The 15,427-nt window shown below is 69.4% G+C and carries 15 protein-coding genes and 4 pseudogenes; 9 read left to right on the plus strand and 10 right to left on the minus strand.

All coding sequences use genetic code 11. From position 1 onward, the window contains the following. Together ACWEN3_RS05685 and ACWEN3_RS05690 are read right to left on the minus strand one after the other, a co-directional pair. A pseudogene (locus tag ACWEN3_RS05685) lies at positions 1-304 on the minus strand (sensor histidine kinase); the annotation flags it as partial. Positions 305-445: 141 nt separating this feature from the next. Next, a pseudogene (locus ACWEN3_RS05690) lies at positions 446-553 on the minus strand (methyltransferase); the annotation flags it as partial. Here ACWEN3_RS05690 and ACWEN3_RS05695 point away from each other — a divergent pair. After that, a pseudogene (locus tag ACWEN3_RS05695) lies at positions 533-1,128 on the plus strand (HemK2/MTQ2 family protein methyltransferase). The pseudogenes ACWEN3_RS05690 and ACWEN3_RS05695 overlap by 21 nt on opposite strands. Before the next feature lie 1,239 nt (positions 1,129-2,367). On the opposite strand, the pseudogene ACWEN3_RS05700 reads toward ACWEN3_RS05695, so the two are convergent. Next, a pseudogene (locus ACWEN3_RS05700) lies at positions 2,368-3,562 on the minus strand (PP2C family protein-serine/threonine phosphatase); the annotation flags it as partial. A 435-nt stretch (positions 3,563-3,997) separates the two neighbouring features. Between ACWEN3_RS05700 and ACWEN3_RS05705 the strand changes: the two are divergent. The 4 genes from ACWEN3_RS05705 to ACWEN3_RS05720 all read left to right on the plus strand — a co-directional run bounded on the left by ACWEN3_RS05705 (position 3,998) and on the right by ACWEN3_RS05720 (position 7,785). Then, the gene (locus ACWEN3_RS05705; RefSeq protein ID WP_452966072.1) at positions 3,998-4,846 is read left to right on the plus strand and encodes a SigB/SigF/SigG family RNA polymerase sigma factor; all 849 of its coding nucleotides are present in this window, start codon (positions 3,998-4,000) and stop codon (positions 4,844-4,846) included. Positions 4,847-4,862: 16 nt separating this feature from the next. Further along, positions 4,863-5,018: a hypothetical protein gene (locus ACWEN3_RS05710; RefSeq protein WP_452966157.1), complete on the plus strand. Its 156-nt coding sequence runs from the start codon at positions 4,863-4,865 to the stop codon at positions 5,016-5,018. A 629-nt stretch (positions 5,019-5,647) separates the two neighbouring features. After that, positions 5,648-7,123, plus strand: coding sequence for an aminotransferase class I/II-fold pyridoxal phosphate-dependent enzyme (locus tag ACWEN3_RS05715; RefSeq protein ID WP_452966075.1), 1,476 nt, complete (start codon positions 5,648-5,650; stop codon positions 7,121-7,123). A gap of 116 nt (positions 7,124-7,239) precedes the next feature. After that, complete coding sequence (locus tag ACWEN3_RS05720) at positions 7,240-7,785, plus strand: hypothetical protein (RefSeq protein WP_452966078.1); 546 nt, start codon at positions 7,240-7,242, stop codon at positions 7,783-7,785. A gap of 326 nt (positions 7,786-8,111) precedes the next feature. Here the strand turns inward: ACWEN3_RS05720 and ACWEN3_RS05725 are convergent, their stop codons facing one another. The 3 genes from ACWEN3_RS05725 to ACWEN3_RS05735 form a co-directional block, all read right to left on the minus strand. After that, complete coding sequence (locus tag ACWEN3_RS05725) at positions 8,112-9,239, minus strand: AI-2E family transporter (protein WP_452966081.1); 1,128 nt, start codon at positions 9,237-9,239, stop codon at positions 8,112-8,114. Between the two features lie 268 nt (positions 9,240-9,507). Continuing rightward, the gene (locus ACWEN3_RS05730; protein ID WP_452966083.1) at positions 9,508-9,933 is read right to left on the minus strand and encodes a hypothetical protein; all 426 of its coding nucleotides are present in this window, start codon (positions 9,931-9,933) and stop codon (positions 9,508-9,510) included. A gap of 70 nt (positions 9,934-10,003) precedes the next feature. Further along, the gene (locus tag ACWEN3_RS05735) at positions 10,004-10,351 is read right to left on the minus strand and encodes a helix-turn-helix transcriptional regulator (RefSeq protein WP_452966086.1); all 348 of its coding nucleotides are present in this window, start codon (positions 10,349-10,351) and stop codon (positions 10,004-10,006) included. Positions 10,352-10,482: 131 nt separating this feature from the next. Between ACWEN3_RS05735 and ACWEN3_RS05740 the strand changes: the two genes are divergently transcribed. From ACWEN3_RS05740 to ACWEN3_RS05755, 4 genes are all read left to right on the plus strand, one after another. After that, positions 10,483-11,223 carry an anti-sigma factor antagonist gene (locus ACWEN3_RS05740; protein WP_452966087.1) on the plus strand — a complete coding sequence of 247 codons (741 nt, stop codon included), beginning with the start codon at positions 10,483-10,485 and terminating at the stop codon, positions 11,221-11,223. Positions 11,224-11,642: 419 nt separating this feature from the next. Beyond that, positions 11,643-12,275 (plus strand): GAF and ANTAR domain-containing protein, encoded by a 633-nt coding sequence (locus tag ACWEN3_RS05745; RefSeq protein ID WP_452966090.1) that lies wholly within the window; start codon positions 11,643-11,645, stop codon positions 12,273-12,275. Continuing rightward, positions 12,275-12,415, plus strand: coding sequence for a hypothetical protein (locus tag ACWEN3_RS05750; protein WP_452966092.1), 141 nt, complete (start codon positions 12,275-12,277; stop codon positions 12,413-12,415). The genes ACWEN3_RS05745 and ACWEN3_RS05750 overlap by 1 nt, the downstream gene beginning before the upstream one ends. Before the next feature lie 18 nt (positions 12,416-12,433). Beyond that, positions 12,434-13,015, plus strand: a complete 582-nt coding sequence (locus ACWEN3_RS05755) for a GAF and ANTAR domain-containing protein (protein WP_452966159.1) — start codon at positions 12,434-12,436, stop codon at positions 13,013-13,015. Positions 13,016-13,678: 663 nt separating this feature from the next. Here the strand turns inward: ACWEN3_RS05755 and ACWEN3_RS05760 are convergent. The 4 genes from ACWEN3_RS05760 to ACWEN3_RS05775 are packed head-to-tail and all read right to left on the minus strand — an operon-like array spanning position 13,679 to position 15,415. Then, the gene (locus ACWEN3_RS05760) at positions 13,679-13,966 is read right to left on the minus strand and encodes a gas vesicle protein K (RefSeq protein WP_452966095.1); all 288 of its coding nucleotides are present in this window, start codon (positions 13,964-13,966) and stop codon (positions 13,679-13,681) included. Continuing rightward, positions 13,963-14,211 carry a gas vesicle protein gene (locus ACWEN3_RS05765; protein WP_452966097.1) on the minus strand — a complete coding sequence of 83 codons (249 nt, stop codon included), beginning with the start codon at positions 14,209-14,211 and terminating at the stop codon, positions 13,963-13,965. Before ACWEN3_RS05765 ends, ACWEN3_RS05760 begins: the two co-directional genes overlap by 4 nt. Further along, a complete protein-coding gene (locus tag ACWEN3_RS05770; protein WP_452966099.1) occupies positions 14,208-15,068 on the minus strand; it encodes a GvpL/GvpF family gas vesicle protein in 861 nt (286 codons plus the stop codon). The genes ACWEN3_RS05765 and ACWEN3_RS05770 overlap by 4 nt, the downstream gene beginning before the upstream one ends. Then, positions 15,065-15,415, minus strand: coding sequence for a gas vesicle protein (locus tag ACWEN3_RS05775; protein ID WP_452966102.1), 351 nt, complete (start codon positions 15,413-15,415; stop codon positions 15,065-15,067). Before ACWEN3_RS05775 ends, ACWEN3_RS05770 begins: the two co-directional genes overlap by 4 nt. Between the last annotated feature and the right edge of the window lie 12 nt (positions 15,416-15,427).

Raw genomic sequence — 15,427 nt, forward strand, 5'->3', positions numbered from 1 at the left:
GCACCTGGACGTCGGTGCGTATGCGGCGTGAGAGGTCGTCGCGGGGGCTGTCGCTGTCGGGGCTGACACTGAAGTAGTCCGACGGCGACAGATGACGCTGGGCGACCTGCTGACGGAGGTCGCCCACGACGCCGTGGAAGACGTCGTCCTGGTCGACCCGGACCATCTGCGCCGCCGCGTTGTAGGTGAGGAAGCCGCCGAGGAGAGTGGTGGCAGCGGTGACGCAGGCGAACGAGAGCGCGAACACCGTGCCCAGGCTGCGACGGGGGTGCAGGATGGTGAGCCGCTGTCGTGTGCTGTCCATGGGCGGGGTTCCTCCGGGGCGGTCGGCGCCGCCAGTGTGCCTGGCCGACCGCTGCCGGCGGCAGAGCCCAGGGGCCGTCGGTGAATGCTCTTACTGGCATCTCACCAGCAGCTTCACCCGGAGCGCCGCAAGGTAAGGCCGTTACACCGCCACCGCGTGCGTGACCCGGATCTTCGACTGGCCGTGCGGGCGCCGTTCCCAGGCGTCCATGAAACGAGCGGTCAGGCCGTGCCTCTGGGCCAACGAGATAGGGCAGGTGAAACCCATGTTGCTGCCGGTGCACGGGTGCTGGACATAGGCACCGGCAGCGGTGCCCTCGCTTTGGATGCTGCCCGCCGCAAAGCCGATGTATGGGCCGTCGACGTCTGCCGGCGTGCAGTGCTGACCGCTCGCCTCAACGCTTGGCGGATGCGCCTTCCCGTGACCGTCCGGCGAGGCGAGCTCTTCAACCCCGTACGCGATCACGCCTACGATCTCATCGTGGCCAACCCGCCCTACGTACCGGCACCGACGACCCGTAAAGGACCGCACGGCAAGGCCAGGGCCTGGGACGCAGGAGACGACGGCCGCCTTATCCTTGACCGTATCTGCCGGCAAGCCCCGACCCTACTGAAGCCTGGAGGTACCCTGCTTATGGTGCTCTCCGCGCTCAGCGGCACCGACCGCTCGCTGGCCCAGCTCGAAGCTCGCGGACTCAGGGCTGCCGTGACGCCTTCGGTCCCATAGTTCGGTCCCGCCGGAACTGGCTGTGCGAACGAGGCCTTTTGACGCCCGTAGACGCGATGGAGGAGCTGATCGTGATCCGCGCGGAGCGACTCCCGTAAGCCTCACCGCAATTCTCCCCGGCGCGGGCCTGATCTTTCCGCCCGGTCCGTCTACGAGATCCGCGTCGTCACATCAGCCCATAACCGAGTGCTGGTGACGCCGCCCATTGCAAGGCACGAGCGCTGCGAGTGGCTGATGTCGTGTCGTGAAGGGAGAAGGCTGCCTCCGGCGAGACCCGAGCAGAGACGGCATCGCTTCGGCTGATTCGCCCAGCGTTGTCCCTGGTGGCGTCAGCTTCACGGAACATCACGTGGGCCGGGTGCGCGTCGGCCGTGACGCGCAGCGGGGGCAGGGTGTCGAAGTCGATGTCCCCGAGCCACCTGCTGTGGGACCTCAGCCACAGGTGCTTCATGGACGTCGCCGGCCTGCACCTCCTGTTCGCCCCCGGCCCGCCCGACGGCCCGCGCCGCCGCACGAGCGTCACGGGCCTGCCCGCAGCCGCTCAGCTCGCTGCTCCTGGCCGCCGAGACGAACCCCGCCACTTTCGACCTCGCTCGCCTGCTCTACGACACGCCTTCCGCCAACTTCGGGTAGACGGCGCCCGAGCGGCCCAGCTGAGGGCGCCTGGACGCCACCTCGCTGGGCCGGGTGCTGGAGCGTGCCGAGGAACTCTTGGCGGACGCCGGTCCATGCCGGGCTGCCGCGGCCGCCTCGCCTCGCATCGGGTTTCATCCATTACCACGGTGCCCTGCTGGACGTGCGGCCGGACTCGTGCCAGTGAGACGCTGAGGACATGGCCCAGCGTTCCGCGCGCGTGGAAGCCCCCCCAAGGCTGCGGAGGGCGCCGTGTATGCCTTGGCGACGAGGTTCTGGGCACAGCGTATTCCTTGCACGAGCTGACGCTTTTCCTGAGACAGGCAGGGCTGGCGGGCGGGGATGAGCTGGACGTCGTCGAGTCCGGCTTCATTGAATGGCACGGCGGTGGTCCGGAGGTATGGCCACGTCAGGGCGGCGGGCCGGAGTGCTGGACCGCGCCCGGCGAGCTGCCTTCCCTGACTCGGGACACGAGGCAGCAGTGACGTGCACCGCTCAGCCCTTCTCGGTCGGGGCACTGCCTCGGCGTGCCGAAACGGCCGGCTCGGGTGTACCGGCACCGTCGGGCAGGCTGTGCGCGTAGGGGGCGCTCCAATGGACGCACCCTCGGCGACTGGATGAACGATAGGTCTGACAGAGGGTTTGCCTGCCGGCAGCCGGAACCGCAGGGCATCCCCGGCGCTGAGGGGGCGGCCTGCTAGCGCTCAGCGGGGACGCTCGGGTGTGGGGATGCGGAGGGCGAGGAGGGCGACGTCGTCGTGTCCGGGTGGGTGGACCCGGTGCAGGAGTTGGTCGGTGAAGGAGGGCAGGGGGCGGTGGGCGAGAGCGGCGGCGTGTTGCCGGAGTCGGTGGAGGCCATCGTCCAGGGTGTGGCCGGGTTTTTCCACGAGGCCGTCGGTGTACAGGAGCAGGGTGGAGCCGGGAGGCAGGAAGACGGTGGCGTCGAGGCGGGGCGCGTGGACGCCAGTGCCGAGCAGGAGGCCGTGGCCGTCGGTGAGGTAGTGGGCCAGTCCGTCGCGGGTGATGAGGAGGGGTGGTGGGTGGCCGGCGTTGGTCCAGGACAGGTGCCAGTCGCTGTCACTGGTTCGGGTGACCCGGGCGAGTACGAGGGTGGCCATGGTGACGTCGGTGATGGACCTGGTCGCTTCGTCGAGTCGTTCGACGATCTGGCTGGGGGGTTGCTGCTGGGACCAGGCGTAGGCGCGGAGCATGTTGCGTAGCTGGGCCATGCCGGCGGCGGCTTCGAGGTCGTGGCCGACGACGTCGCCGATGGCCAGAGCGGTGGCGCCGTCGGGCAGGGTGAAGGCGTCGTACCAGTCGCCGCCGACCTGGGAGGCGTCGGGGGCGGGCAGGTAGCGGACGGTTAGCTGCAGGCCGGGTACGTGCGGCATCTGGGGCAGCAGGTGGTTCTGCATGGTCTCGGCGATTTTGCGCTGGCGTTGGTAGAGGCGGGCATTGTCCAGGGCTACGGCTGCTCGGCGGGCGATGTCCTCGAGCAGGGGCAGGTCGGCGACGGTGAAGTTGCGGGGCTTGCCGGCGCGGCCAAGGGTGAGGGCTCCCAGGACGTCGCGGGTGCTGCGCAGGGGGGGCGATGGCCGCGGAGTGGATTCCGGTGGTCTCGAACAAGCGGCGTTGCTCGAGCGCGATGCCGGAGTCCGGGGTGCCCCGGTAGGTGTCCGGGCTGGCCAGAGCGGAGGCGACACCCCGCAAGGCCCTCGACAGCGGCAGCGGGGACTCCTCCGGGACGGGAGGCATCGGCCCCTGGAGATCCTCATGAGTCATCAGGGTCTCGCCGTCGGCCTGGACCACCATGGTGCGCCAGACCTCGTCGCGATCGGTGATCAGATCGATGACGGCCCAGTCCGCCAGGCGCGGCAGGATCAGCCCCACCAGCGTCCTGTGCCCGCGCCCCGTGCCGATCAACTCAAGTGGTCGTGCGCGGATGTCCATGGCGTTTTCTGGTGCTGCTCGTTGTGGCACTTTCAGCTGCGAGAGGGTTCGGGCGTTGCGGCAGTGGTGAGCCGGCCGCTGTGCGTCTTCCTGCTGGCTCGAATCCCCGTCGGCATCGAGGGGACAGCCCCGGAGGCGCGCAGAGGCGGGAGCGGCCGAGCCGGTGCGTTCACTGGGTGGCCGGTTTGCGGGTGAAACCGGCGGGCAGGCGGTGTTTCGTGCTTCGGACCGGAGGTGCGCGCCCAGCGGGATCTGGCTGGGCCCCCTCCTGGCGGGCTCGGTAACGCATTCCTGCGGGGCACCCTGACAGCACCGTTCGGGCATGACCCGGAACCCGTTTTCGGGCCGTGCGTGCCCTGAAACCACGTTCAGGAGCGAATCCGCATGCTGACCGACATGTCGACAAGCCGTCCCGGCACGCCCGCCGCCCCCGCCGCCGCCCCCGCGCGGCGGCCGCACGACGACGCCCCCGACACCGCGGAGCTCTTCGCCCGGCTGGCGCACCTGGACGACGGTCCCGAGCGGGACGCCGTACGCGACGAACTCGTGAACGCCTGGCTGCCCATGGCGCACCGGATCGCTTCCCGGTTCCGCGATCGCGGCGGGTCCGTCGAGGATCTGCGTCAGGTGGCGGCGCTGGGGCTGGTGAAGGCCGTCGACCGGTTCGCTCCGTCGCGCGGCGCGTTCGAGAGCTACGCCGTGCCGACCATCACCGGCGAGGTCAAGCGGCACTTCCGGGACCGCATGTGGGCCCTGCGGGTGCCGCGCCGGGTGCAGGAGCTGCGCAACCGCGTGCGCGTGGCCCGCCGTGAACTGACCCAGAACCCGGGCAGCCCCGAGCCCTCCGTCGCCGCCGTCGCCGCCCACACCGGCCTCACCGAGGACGAGGTCGCCGCGGGCATGGAGGCGCTGGAGAGCTTCAGCACCCTCTCGCTGGACGCCGAGCTGTCCACCGGCGACGACGGCTACAGCCTCGCCGACACGCTCGGCGCGACGGACACCTCCTACGACGTCGTGGTCGACCGCGAGGCCGCCAAGAAAGGACTGCGCCGCCTGCCCGAACGGGAGCGGGCCATCCTCTACATGCGGTTCTTCGAGGACATGACCCAGAGCCGCATCGCCGACAAGCTCGGCATCTCCCAGATGCACGTCTCCCGGCTGATCAACCGCAGCTGCGCCCGCGTCCGCGACGAAGCCCTCGCCCAGCGGACCGACGGCCGACCGGCGATATGACCACTACACCCTTTGTATCTCGACCGGTACACGCGAGATCACCCAGGCGCTCAAAACGGCACGCGCCTATCTCGCCACCGAGGCGGGCTGGTCCGAGCCGTCCCTGCCTGTGCCCAAGGGCAGCAACGGCACGGCCGCTTGTGTGCGGCTGCCCGAGCCGTCGGCCAGCTGAAAGACAATTGCGGTGCCTGTGGAACTGCGGGCGCTTTGGCGCTGCCGCTCAGGTCCGGGCAGGAGAGCCCGGTCGGCCAGGGTGCGTCCGAGGGCTACGGGCAGCGTGGTGGTGCCGCCCGGTGTAGAGCAGCCGGCCCGTGGCGTCGTAGCGGCTCAGCAGCGTCTTGGGCCCGGTGAGCGGTCCGGTGGCCGCGCCGACGATGGCTTCGACCGGCTGGGCTGGTAGGCCGCGTCTGACCGCCGCGGTCGCAATCCCGCCGGGCGAGGCGTTGCTGCAGCCGCTCGAACGCCAGCTGGTCGTCCTCCCACACGATTAGCTCCCCGTCGAGGCCGGTGGCTGCTGGCAGCTGCGTGAGCGCGGCCGCCCGGATCTCCACGACGGCGTTCGTCATGTCGGTGCCCTGCGTGAGCGCAGCAGCACCCGCCTGTGCTGGTGCATGGCGAGCTGGGCGGGAAAGCCGTACCACTGGCTATGCCCGGCGCCCGCGTCACTCTCACCGGCGAGGTGTTGGCTGCGGGGCCTGAAGAGCAGCAGGGTTTGCGTCCGGTGCGACCTGGTACGCCGAAGGCGCGTCTCCTTGGTGAGCGTGCGGGGTGAGGGGCGGTGAGGCGGGAACCCGTGCCGGTATGGCCATCGATCACACTGAAGCACCGATTCTGCAAGCGCTCGTTGACTATCGGCAGGCGCACCATCTCGCGTTCACGCCTCCCGGCCACAAGCAAGCGCGTGGGGCGGATCCCGCCGTGCGGGAGGTCCTGGGCGATGCGGTCTTCCTCGGTGATGTGCTCGCTTCCGGCGGGCTGGATGACCGGCTGACGCGGGGCCGGGTGCTGGAGCGCGCCGAGGAACTGATGGCGGACGCCGTGCATGCCGAACACACGTTCTTCACCACGTGCGGCAGCTCGCTGTCGGTGAAGGCCGCGATGCTGGCGGTGGCGGGCCCCCATGAGAAGCTGCTGATCGGGCGGGACGCCCACAAGTCGGTCGCCTCGGGGCTGGTCCTCTCCGGTATTGAGCCGGTCTGGGTCGAGCCGCGCTGGGACACGGAGCGGGCCATCGCCCATCCGCCGTCGGCGCAGGGGTTCGAGGACGCTTTCCGCGCGCATCCGGACGCCAAGGGGGCCCTGGTCACCAGCCCCACCCCGTACGGCGCCTGCGCTGACCTGCGTGCGGTGGCCGAGCTCTGCCACCGGCGCGGTGTGCCCCTCATCGTGGACGAGGCCTGGGGTGCTCATCTGCCCTTCCATCCCGATCTGCCGGCGTGGGCGATGGACGCCGGCGCCGACATCTGCGTGACCAGCATCCACAAGATGGGAAGCGGCCTGGAGCAGGGTTCCGTCTTCCACCTGCAGGGCGACCTCGTAGCGCCGCAGCTGCTGAAGATGCGCTCCGACCTTCTGGGCACGACCAGCCCTTCCGTGCTGATCTATGCCGGGCTGGACGGCTGGCGACGGCAGATGGCCCTGCACGGCCACAAGCTCATGGAAGGAGCGCTCCAGCTGGCAGCCGAAACCCGCTCCCGGATCGAGGACATGGACGGGCTGCACGTCAACGACCGAGCCGACTTCTGCGGCTCAGGTCTCGCGGACGACTTCGATCCGCTGCCGGTCGTCATCGACATCTCCGAGCTCGGCATCACCGGCTATCAGGCGGCCGACTGGCTACGCCAACACCGCAGCATCGACGCCCACCTGACCGACCACCGGCGCATCGGCGCACAGATCACCCACGGCGACGACCACGACACCGCCCGGCAGCTGCTGGCGGCGCTCGAGGACCTGGTGCACGCGGCACAGGAACTGCCGACCGGGCCGAAAGTCGACGTCCCCGAACCCGCAGAGCTCCGCATGGAACAGGCGCTGCTGCCACGCGATGCATTCTTCGGGCCCGCCGAGGACGTGCCCCTGACCAAGGCGGCGGGCCGGATCGCAGCCGAAATGATCACCCCTTACCCGCCCGGCATCCCCGCGGTCCTGCCCGGCGAGCGCCTCACCGAACCCGTGCTGCGCTACCTAGCGAGCGGACATACCGCCGGCATGAACCTTCCCGACGTCGCCGACCCAGCGCTGCACACGATTCGAGTGACCGCGGACGGCCCGTGAGACCGTCCGGCATTCCCATGCAGATGAGGCTGGCGCCACGCCTCGGTCCTCTGGCTTGACCCGGGCCGAGGCGGACTGCCCGGCCCGATCATCCTGCTCGCCCAAGGAGACTTCGGATGAATCCACCAGCGATCTCGGGTGCGGCTCGAGGTGGCATCCCCGCGCACCGCACTGACGTGAAGTTGCTTGGCATCTACCTCAATGACCACCTTGCCGGCGCTACGGCGGGCACCCAGCGAGCTGCCTACCTGGTGCGCAACGCCCGCGGGTCCGCTCTGGGCCGGGCGCTCGGGCCTGTCGCCGCGGAAATCGCGCAGGACAGGACGACGCTGCTGGGCATCATGCGGGATCTGAATATTCCGGTACGTCACTACAAGGTCTGCGCAGGCTGGGCCGGCGAGAAGCTGGGACGGCTGAAAAGCAACGGCCGCCTGGTGAACCGCTCGCCGCTGAGCACGGTGCTGGAACTGGAGGCCTTGCGGCTGGGAGTGGAGGGCAAGGCAGCTGGCTGGCAGACCCTGCGCCAGCTCAGTGCGACCGAAGAGCGACTGGATTCAGCCCAGCTCGACCGGATGCTGGAGCGTGCCCGACGACAGCAGGAGACCGTAGAGGAGTGGCGTAGCCGCCTGGCAGAGACGGTGTTGCGCACATCAGCCGACTGACCCCGGTCCACACAAACGTTGCCGCGCGTCGGCTGTTCGTGCTGCCCTGGTGGACCAGGACGACGACAGGCTGGACGCCACAAGAGACCTGCGGGCCCGGGACTTCGACACAGCGGTGAGCGAACGCCCAAACGAGATCTTTGTGGCCTTGGCCGCCCATGCCGTCGCCCCTGGGCTGCTGGCCAGGTCGCTCCACGCTTTCGCCGCCAGTTCTGCCGGGGCCCCGGCAGGCTGCCGTGCCCATAGGGGATGCCTCGTTGCCCGGGACAACCTTTTCAACGGCCAGTCCATCGGTTTCCGCGGGTGTCCGGCACAACTGCTGCTGGTCAGGATGCGTCGGTGTGGGTGAAGACGTATTCATCGAGGATGATGCCGATCGCGACTGCGATGGGAATGGCGACCAGGGCGCCGATGATGCCAAGCAGTGCGCCGCCGATCAGGACGCCGACGATGGTGACGATGGGGTGGACGTCGACGGCGTATTTCATTGCCTTGGGGGTGATCAGGTAGTCCTCGGCTAGGCGGAAGACGGTGTAGAAGGCGGCGGTGAGGCCGGCGATGAGCAGCGAGACGGATAGGGCGACCAGGCTGACGATGACGCCCGCGATGGTGGAACCGAGGATGGGGATGAGGTCCATCAGGGCTACGAAGATGCCCAGGGCAGCGGGGTAGGGCACGCCGACGCCCCAGCACCATGCGAAGGTGGCGAGTCCGGCGATGGCTGAGGTGGCGAGGTTGCCCAGGAGGAACCGGCCGGTCCGGTTGAGGATCTCATCGGTGATCTCTTGAGCGTGGTCGCGCTTGCTGGCCGCGATGAAGCGGAGACAGAAGCGTTTGATCGCGGGAAGTCCCGCCATCAGGTAGAGCGTCACGATGACGACGATGACCAGCGAGGTCAGCGCGCTCAGAACCGTCTTTCCGGCTCCGAGCAGCCCGCCCGCAATGCCGGACGCGCCCTGGGAGCTGAGCGTTTGCTTGACTCTGGAGACGACGTGGTAGCGGTCCTCCAGGCGTCCCAGGGCGGAGTGGTGATCGTGCAGCTCCTGCAGCCAGGTGGGAGCCGCTTTGATCAGTGCGGTCACCTCCTTGGTCACTGGGGGCTCGACGATGGCCGCGAACCCGGCAAGGAAGAGCAACAGTGCGGCGACCACGACCGCCACCGCCCAGCCGCGCCGCAGGCGGTGCCGGGTCAGCCAGGCCACCACCGGCTCCAGACCGATCGCGACGAACAGGGCGAGAAGGAGCAGCGTCAGGAGCTGGCTGACCTGGAGCACGGTGTGCACAGCCAGCCAGGCCATCGTGGCGCCGAGGCCGAGCCAGAAGCCGATGCGGAACCACCGGCTGTCCCGAGCTGCTCTTCCCGTGCCGGTGTGCGAGCCGCCCGCTCCGGCGGACGGTGCTTGAGTGCTGCTCGTGGCGCCGTCGTCAGCAGGTGGCTGCTGCCTTGGACTCATTCGCGCACGTCCAGAGCGCGTCGTCGGCTTGGTCGGCGGTCTGCGGCCCGGTGTAGTTCTGATCTCCGGGGCCGGGACTGAGTAGGACGTTGTTCTGGCCGGTCCAGCGAGTCGTGGATCACGAGGGGTCTCCCGGCGAAGGCGGCAGTGGCTGAATCATCTACACACGTTCGCCTCGCCTTTTGTCGCAATATCCGCAGTCGACACAGCAGCAACCCGCTGGGGGTACACCTGTGCGTGGCGGCCTTCCGCGTGGGGCAGAAACAGCTCAGCTCACGATGGTTTCGCCGCGGTTGGTGACCGGCGCGAGCACCCGCTGCCCGCGCTTACCGCCGTCCAGCTTTTGGGAACGCAGGACCTCGTCGTAGACGCTGCCGGCCGAAGGGATCTGATCTGGCGCGGCGGCCCTGCTGGGCGGCGCCTCCTCGCTGACCCGCACTCCCTGGCGCCCGACGATGTCCACGAACAGTAACGACACGCACTGCGCGCCGAACCCCAGTCGTGCAGATGACGCGCCACGCACATCCAGGGACTCCAACGGTGCGGCATCCAGGTCGGTCATGTCGAGGACAGGCCGCTGATGCGCGGCGGCGCCCGAATGCTCGTTCAGGGTGTCGGCGAGGGCGGCAGCGTCGGGGGTGTCGAGAGCTCCGGACAGGCACAGAACCGTCCCCCGGTCATCGACCGCGCGCACTGTGAGCGCGGCGTCGCGAGTTGCCGCGTGATCGCTGCTGCTGCATGGGCATGTCGGCTTGTCCCGTTTCTTACGGGTCCGGGGTGTGGTCGTCGGGGGTCGCAGCCGCGGGGTTCCGGGATTCGTGGCGGTCCAGGATCGCCAGCAGTTGCGCGACCGTGGCCGGGGCGTCCGCGGGATGGCGCAGGGGAGTGTCGGGGGCGACGTGGTAGACGTTCGATCGGCCTTCCCGGACGTGGGTGAGGTATCCGCCCTCTTCCAGGTCGGCGATGATCTTCTGCACGGCCCGCTCGGTGAGCCGGCAGCGCGCGGCGATGTCGCGGATGCGTGTGGTGTGGTCCTCGGCGATGGCGGCCAGCACTCGTGAGTGATTGGTCAGGAAGGTCCAACCCGCGTGTGGCTCCGGCGCTCGCTCCATGCATCCCACGATACGGTTCCTGGTTCACGTATTCAAAAGGACGCATTTCTTTTCATGTATCTGTTGACATGAAAACTGAGTGGGAGTGACACTGGGAGTGTTCGAGAAGGTGGCATGTACGGGAGCTTGAGATGTCCCAGCACGCGGTCCTTCCCCCGCCTTGCCCTGATTGCGGCGCCTCGTTCGAGCAGTCGTCGGCACCGGTGGCCTTGAGTGTCGACATGATCGGCGACGGGCTCGTGGTGACGGTCACTGGTGAGCTCGGGCTGGAGTGCGACCAGCTGCTGCGGCAGGCCTTGGGAGACGCACTCGATCACGCGCACAGGGGTCTGGAACTGGATCTCGCAGGCGTCGAGTTCTGCGACTGTGCCGCGCTCAACGTCCTGCTGAGCGTGCGCCACCGCGCCCGCGCGAGTGCCAAGAGCTTCGTTCTGCGCGCCACCAGCCCTGCGGTGGAACGCCTGCTGACCCTCACCGGTACCCGGGCACTCTTCACAGCAGGGTCTGCCGACCCGGAAGAGTCGCCGACCACTGCCTCACAGGTGGTGGGTCCCGGGGCGGCAGAGAGAGGTGAAGCGTCCAGCGATGGTCTTGCAGTCGAGAACGCCCAGCTGCATAGGGCGCTGCAGACGCGGGCGACGATCGACCTGGCTCGGGGCATGCTCATGGCATCGTTCCAGCTGACCGCCCAGCAGTCCTGGGAGGTGCTGGTGACCGCCTCCCAGCACAGCAACACGAAATTGCACCTCATCGCCGATGCCCTCCTGCAGACCACGCAGGGCCGACCGCTGCCTGGACCTCTTGCCGGTCACTTGGCAACGGCGGTGCAGGCGCACGGCGGGCCGGCGGACCAGGGTCTGTCTGGCCAGTGATCACGGCTTCCCCGCATCGCACCCTCGCTCTCACCGCCTTCACCGCCAGCGCGCACGTCGTGCTGGATGCTCTGGAGCGCTCGGCACGACAGCGCCACCCGGCGGGCGCCTTAGCGGCAGTCGAGGTCTGCGGCGCTCATCCGCAGGATCGTGGGAACTCGGTGTCGCGACATTGGTGGATCATGGCAGTGGGACGTCACGAGGAGGCGAGGTGGATGGCAACGCCTCCGGGTGGTTCTTAGCAACCGTTCCACGGCGGCGGGCTGCCCGAGGAAGAGGAGCGGTTGCACCTGATCCAGGCCCTGGCGTCGGCTGCCGAAGGAACCGATCCACAGGCGGCTCCTACGCAGATGTGCCGGGCGTGCACGCGGTTGCTGCCGGTCAGCGGCGCGTCGGTGTCGATCTCCGGAGGACCGGGCGTGCGGCCCACCTGGTGCGCGAGCGATCAGACCGCGGCCCGTCTTGCCGAAGTCCAGTACACCCTGGGCGCCGGCCCCTGCCAGAGCGCCCTTGACCGGGCCGCGCCCGTGCTGGCCGTGGACCTCACCCAGGGGCCGGACGCCCGCCGCTGGCCCGTCTTCGCCCACCAGGCGGTCGAACTGGGCGTCAAAGCGGTCTTCTCCCTGCCGCTGGGCGTCGGCGCCTCGGCCATCGGCACCCTGGATCTGTATCGCGAGGTGGCCGGGGCACTGGCCGACCGGGACCTGCGCACAGCCCTGTGGGTGCGGGACGCGATGACGTTCACGCTGCTCAACCTGCATACCGCCGACGAGCATCAACGGGCGGGCGAGGGCGGCGTAGTGTCGTGGATGGATGCTGCGGAGGCCGACCACACCGAGGTCTACCAAGCCGTCGGCATGATCATGGTGCAGCTGCGCGTGGATTCCGAGCAGGCACTGGACCGGCTGCGGGCCCGGGCCTTCGCCGAGGGCCGCACCGTCGACCAGGTAGCCCGGGACGTCACCGCCCGCAGGCTTCGCTTCCGGCCGGAGCCGGACGGCCACCACAAGCGCCGCGGCGGCGATGACACGGAACAGGACGGTGAACGGTGATGAACCGCGAACAGCAGCTCGCCGACGCACTCGTCGGGCTGGCCGACTGCCTCGCCGACGACGCAGACCCGGTGCTGATGCTGGACCGGCTTGCGACGCTTGCGTCGAGATCACCGGCGCCGACGACGTGGGCATCATGATGGCCACCGACCGCGGCCATCTGCGGGTCATGGCCGTCACCGACGACCAGGCGGCCTTCTTCGAACTCTTCCAGCTGCAGACCGACGAAGGGCCCTGCCTGGACTGCTACCGCGAAGGCCGTCGCGTCAACGCACCCGAACCTCGAGGCCCGCACCGACCGCTGGCCACAGGTGGCCCCCTTCGCCCGGCAGCGCGGCTACCGGGCCGCGCACGCACTGCCGCTGCGCGCCGGCCACCAGACCATCGGCGCGGTCAACCTGCTCCTCCATACGCCCGGCGGTCTGCCCGACCTCGACCTGAACCTCGCCCAGGCGCTCGCCGACGTCACCGCCATCGCACTTGTCAGCTGGGTCCCTGATCCCCTGCGCCCCAGCGACATCAGCACCAGCGTCCAGGCCACGGTGGCCGCCAAGGCGAGCGTGGACATCGCCACCGGCATGCTCGCCGAGCACGGCGACCTCACCCTCGCCCAGGCACGCACCGCCCTGCGCGCCTACGCCAACCGCACAGGACGACGACTCACCGACATCGCCCGCGCCCTGACCAGCCGGATGCTCCCTGCCGACGACGTACTCACCACCCACCACACCACCCCGTGATGACCGGACCGGTCTTCCACCGAAGGGGTGACGAGTTCGCTCGCGGCGGTGGCTGCCTGGCACGTTCGTCGTTGATCCGGGCGCGAGTACGGTGAACGACCGGGCAGCCGACGTGGTTGTCGTGGAGCTGACTGGTGCCTATTGGCTGGGCGCGGTGCGGCATTCCTCGCGGCCTGGGTGATGTCTGGCTGGACGACGTCGCCCCCTGCGCGCCCTGCCGGTCATGGCGAGTGGTCGCGCCCGCTCCGTCCGCTTCGCATCGAAGTCATCGAGGGCTGGCTGAGCGCGGAGCGTTCCGCAGTCCCGCACCACGACCACCGCGGCGCTGGCGGGCTGCTCGGAGTACGCGTGCGTCACGACGGCTGCCCGCCTGGGATCCTCTTACGGCTGTCTCAAGTGCCTTGGGGCTAAGCGTCAGTGAGGTGGCAGGCGCACAGCTGCCGCGGCGCCGGACTGCAGCCCTCGCTGCGTCCAGCCAATTCGTTCGCGCACACAGGTCGGGATCAGCTCACGTGAGACAGGCGTGATCGTTCACATCGCCAGGGAGCCAGCTGGTGGTGCGGGACCGGCTGGCGCTCGAGCGTCCTGCAGCGTCTCGCCCAGCGCGCGGTGTGGTTGAGATGAAGCAGGCACCTGCGGGTTCCGGCGCCGGTGACGTCATGGCTAGGGGTCGGCGAGGAGGTGGCCCAGCGGACCCAGATCGAGGTTGAGGTCGCTGCGGCTTAGCCCGTGCTGCGCGCACAGTTCGTCCATCCGCTGGTCGAGCAGCATGAGAGCGGTGCCGAGACGGTCTTCCTGTTCGGCGGTCAGTGCGCCCTCGTCGAATCTGCGTACCGCCTGGCGCTCCATCAGCTGGCGCAGGAGCTCGACGACCGTCAGGACCAGCACGGCCAGGTCGCCTGCGACCCGTTCCGGATCGAGGTCCAGGGCGTGGGAGCGTGAGGCGGTCACAGCGGCCCGCTGTCCGACCACGGCGCGGGGACACGGTCGCTTACCGACGCCAGCAGGGCGTGCAGCGAGATCCGCACGAGCGGCACGTCGGCGACGGCCAGGACCAGGTCGCCGCTGATCACCACTCCGGTGGCCAGCACCCGGTCCAGTAGGTCGACGAGGGGCACCCCGATCGGCGCGCACGGTTCCGGTTGATCCCAGGGCACCGGTGAGCGGTCGGGTCGCGGGGTGATCGGCACGCTCATGCGCGCACCTCCGGTGTCGCGCTGGCCCAGTCCTGGACCAGCCGTGCGAAGGAGTACGGGATCCAGGGCCCCGACGCGGTGATCTCCACCTGCGGGTAGCGGCCGGCCGCGGCAGCCTGGGCCAGGACGCGGGCGAAGTCCCTTCGTTCTGTGTTGTCGACCAGATAGGCCGCGTTCAGCAGTTGCGGCGTGGCTTTTCCGGACAGTTGTTCGCTCTGTGGCCGGTGTCTGGTGGCGGCGACCGCGTGCCGCCGCAACTCGGAGTCCACCTCCATCGCCTCGGCCAGAGCCTGCTCGTGGGTCTGCTCTCGGATACGGCGCCGTGTGCTGGCCCTGTTCAGATAGGCCCGTCCTCCCACCGGACCTCCCTCGCCGGCGGACGGCGGGCCGTCCGGCGCCGTGTCAGGTTGGGCGGGGTGCACCTTCACGGCCCATTCCGTGCGATCGCGGAGCCGGTCGAGCAGGGCGCCGAGCGCCGTTGCTCGGGCGGTGACGGCCTGCACCGCATTGGCATCGCTGCGATACAGGGTGGCCATGGGCAGCGGCACGACGGGGCCCTGCCGGGCGGCCGTCTGGACACCGCGGTGGTGCGCTCGGGCGCAGCGCTCCAGTTCCTCGGGCCGGCTCAGCCGCTCGGCGAGCGCTGTCTCGGTGAAGGCCGATGCGGGCACGTCCTGGGCGAGCAGCCACAGGGTTCCGGCCTGCATCACGCGCAAGGGGCCGCCCTCCTCATGGCCAGTCGTCGCTGCCGGCAGATCGGCGGGCAAGGGGGTGCCGGTCACGGCGAACACGTAGGTGAGGGTCTGCCCGAGCGGGCCCGGGCCATCGGGGGCGCAGTGCGGTGGGATTGCGTTCATCGGGCGCCCTCCGCTTCGTCCGCCGCAGCGACGGTGTCCCGTACGGCGGCCAGCTCCGCGCGCAGGCGTGTGTTCTCCTCGGCCAGTTCTTCACGGGCGGCGCGTGAAGACAGTGCCGGGTCGGTTTCCCACCAGTCGATGCCCGCTTTCCTGGCGGTGTCGACCGAGGCGATGAACAGACGCAGCCGGATGGTGAGCAGTTCGATGTCGAGCAGGTCGATCTTGATATCGCCCGCGATCACGATGCCTTTGTCCAGGACGCGTTCGAGCAGGTCTGCGAGGCTGCCGGCGAGCGGCGGGTATGCCTGGGGATCAGGGTTCGCGTTCCAGGGGGCAACGTCGGTCACGAGACACTCCCA

This window comes from Streptomyces sp. NPDC004561 (assembly GCF_053602155.1).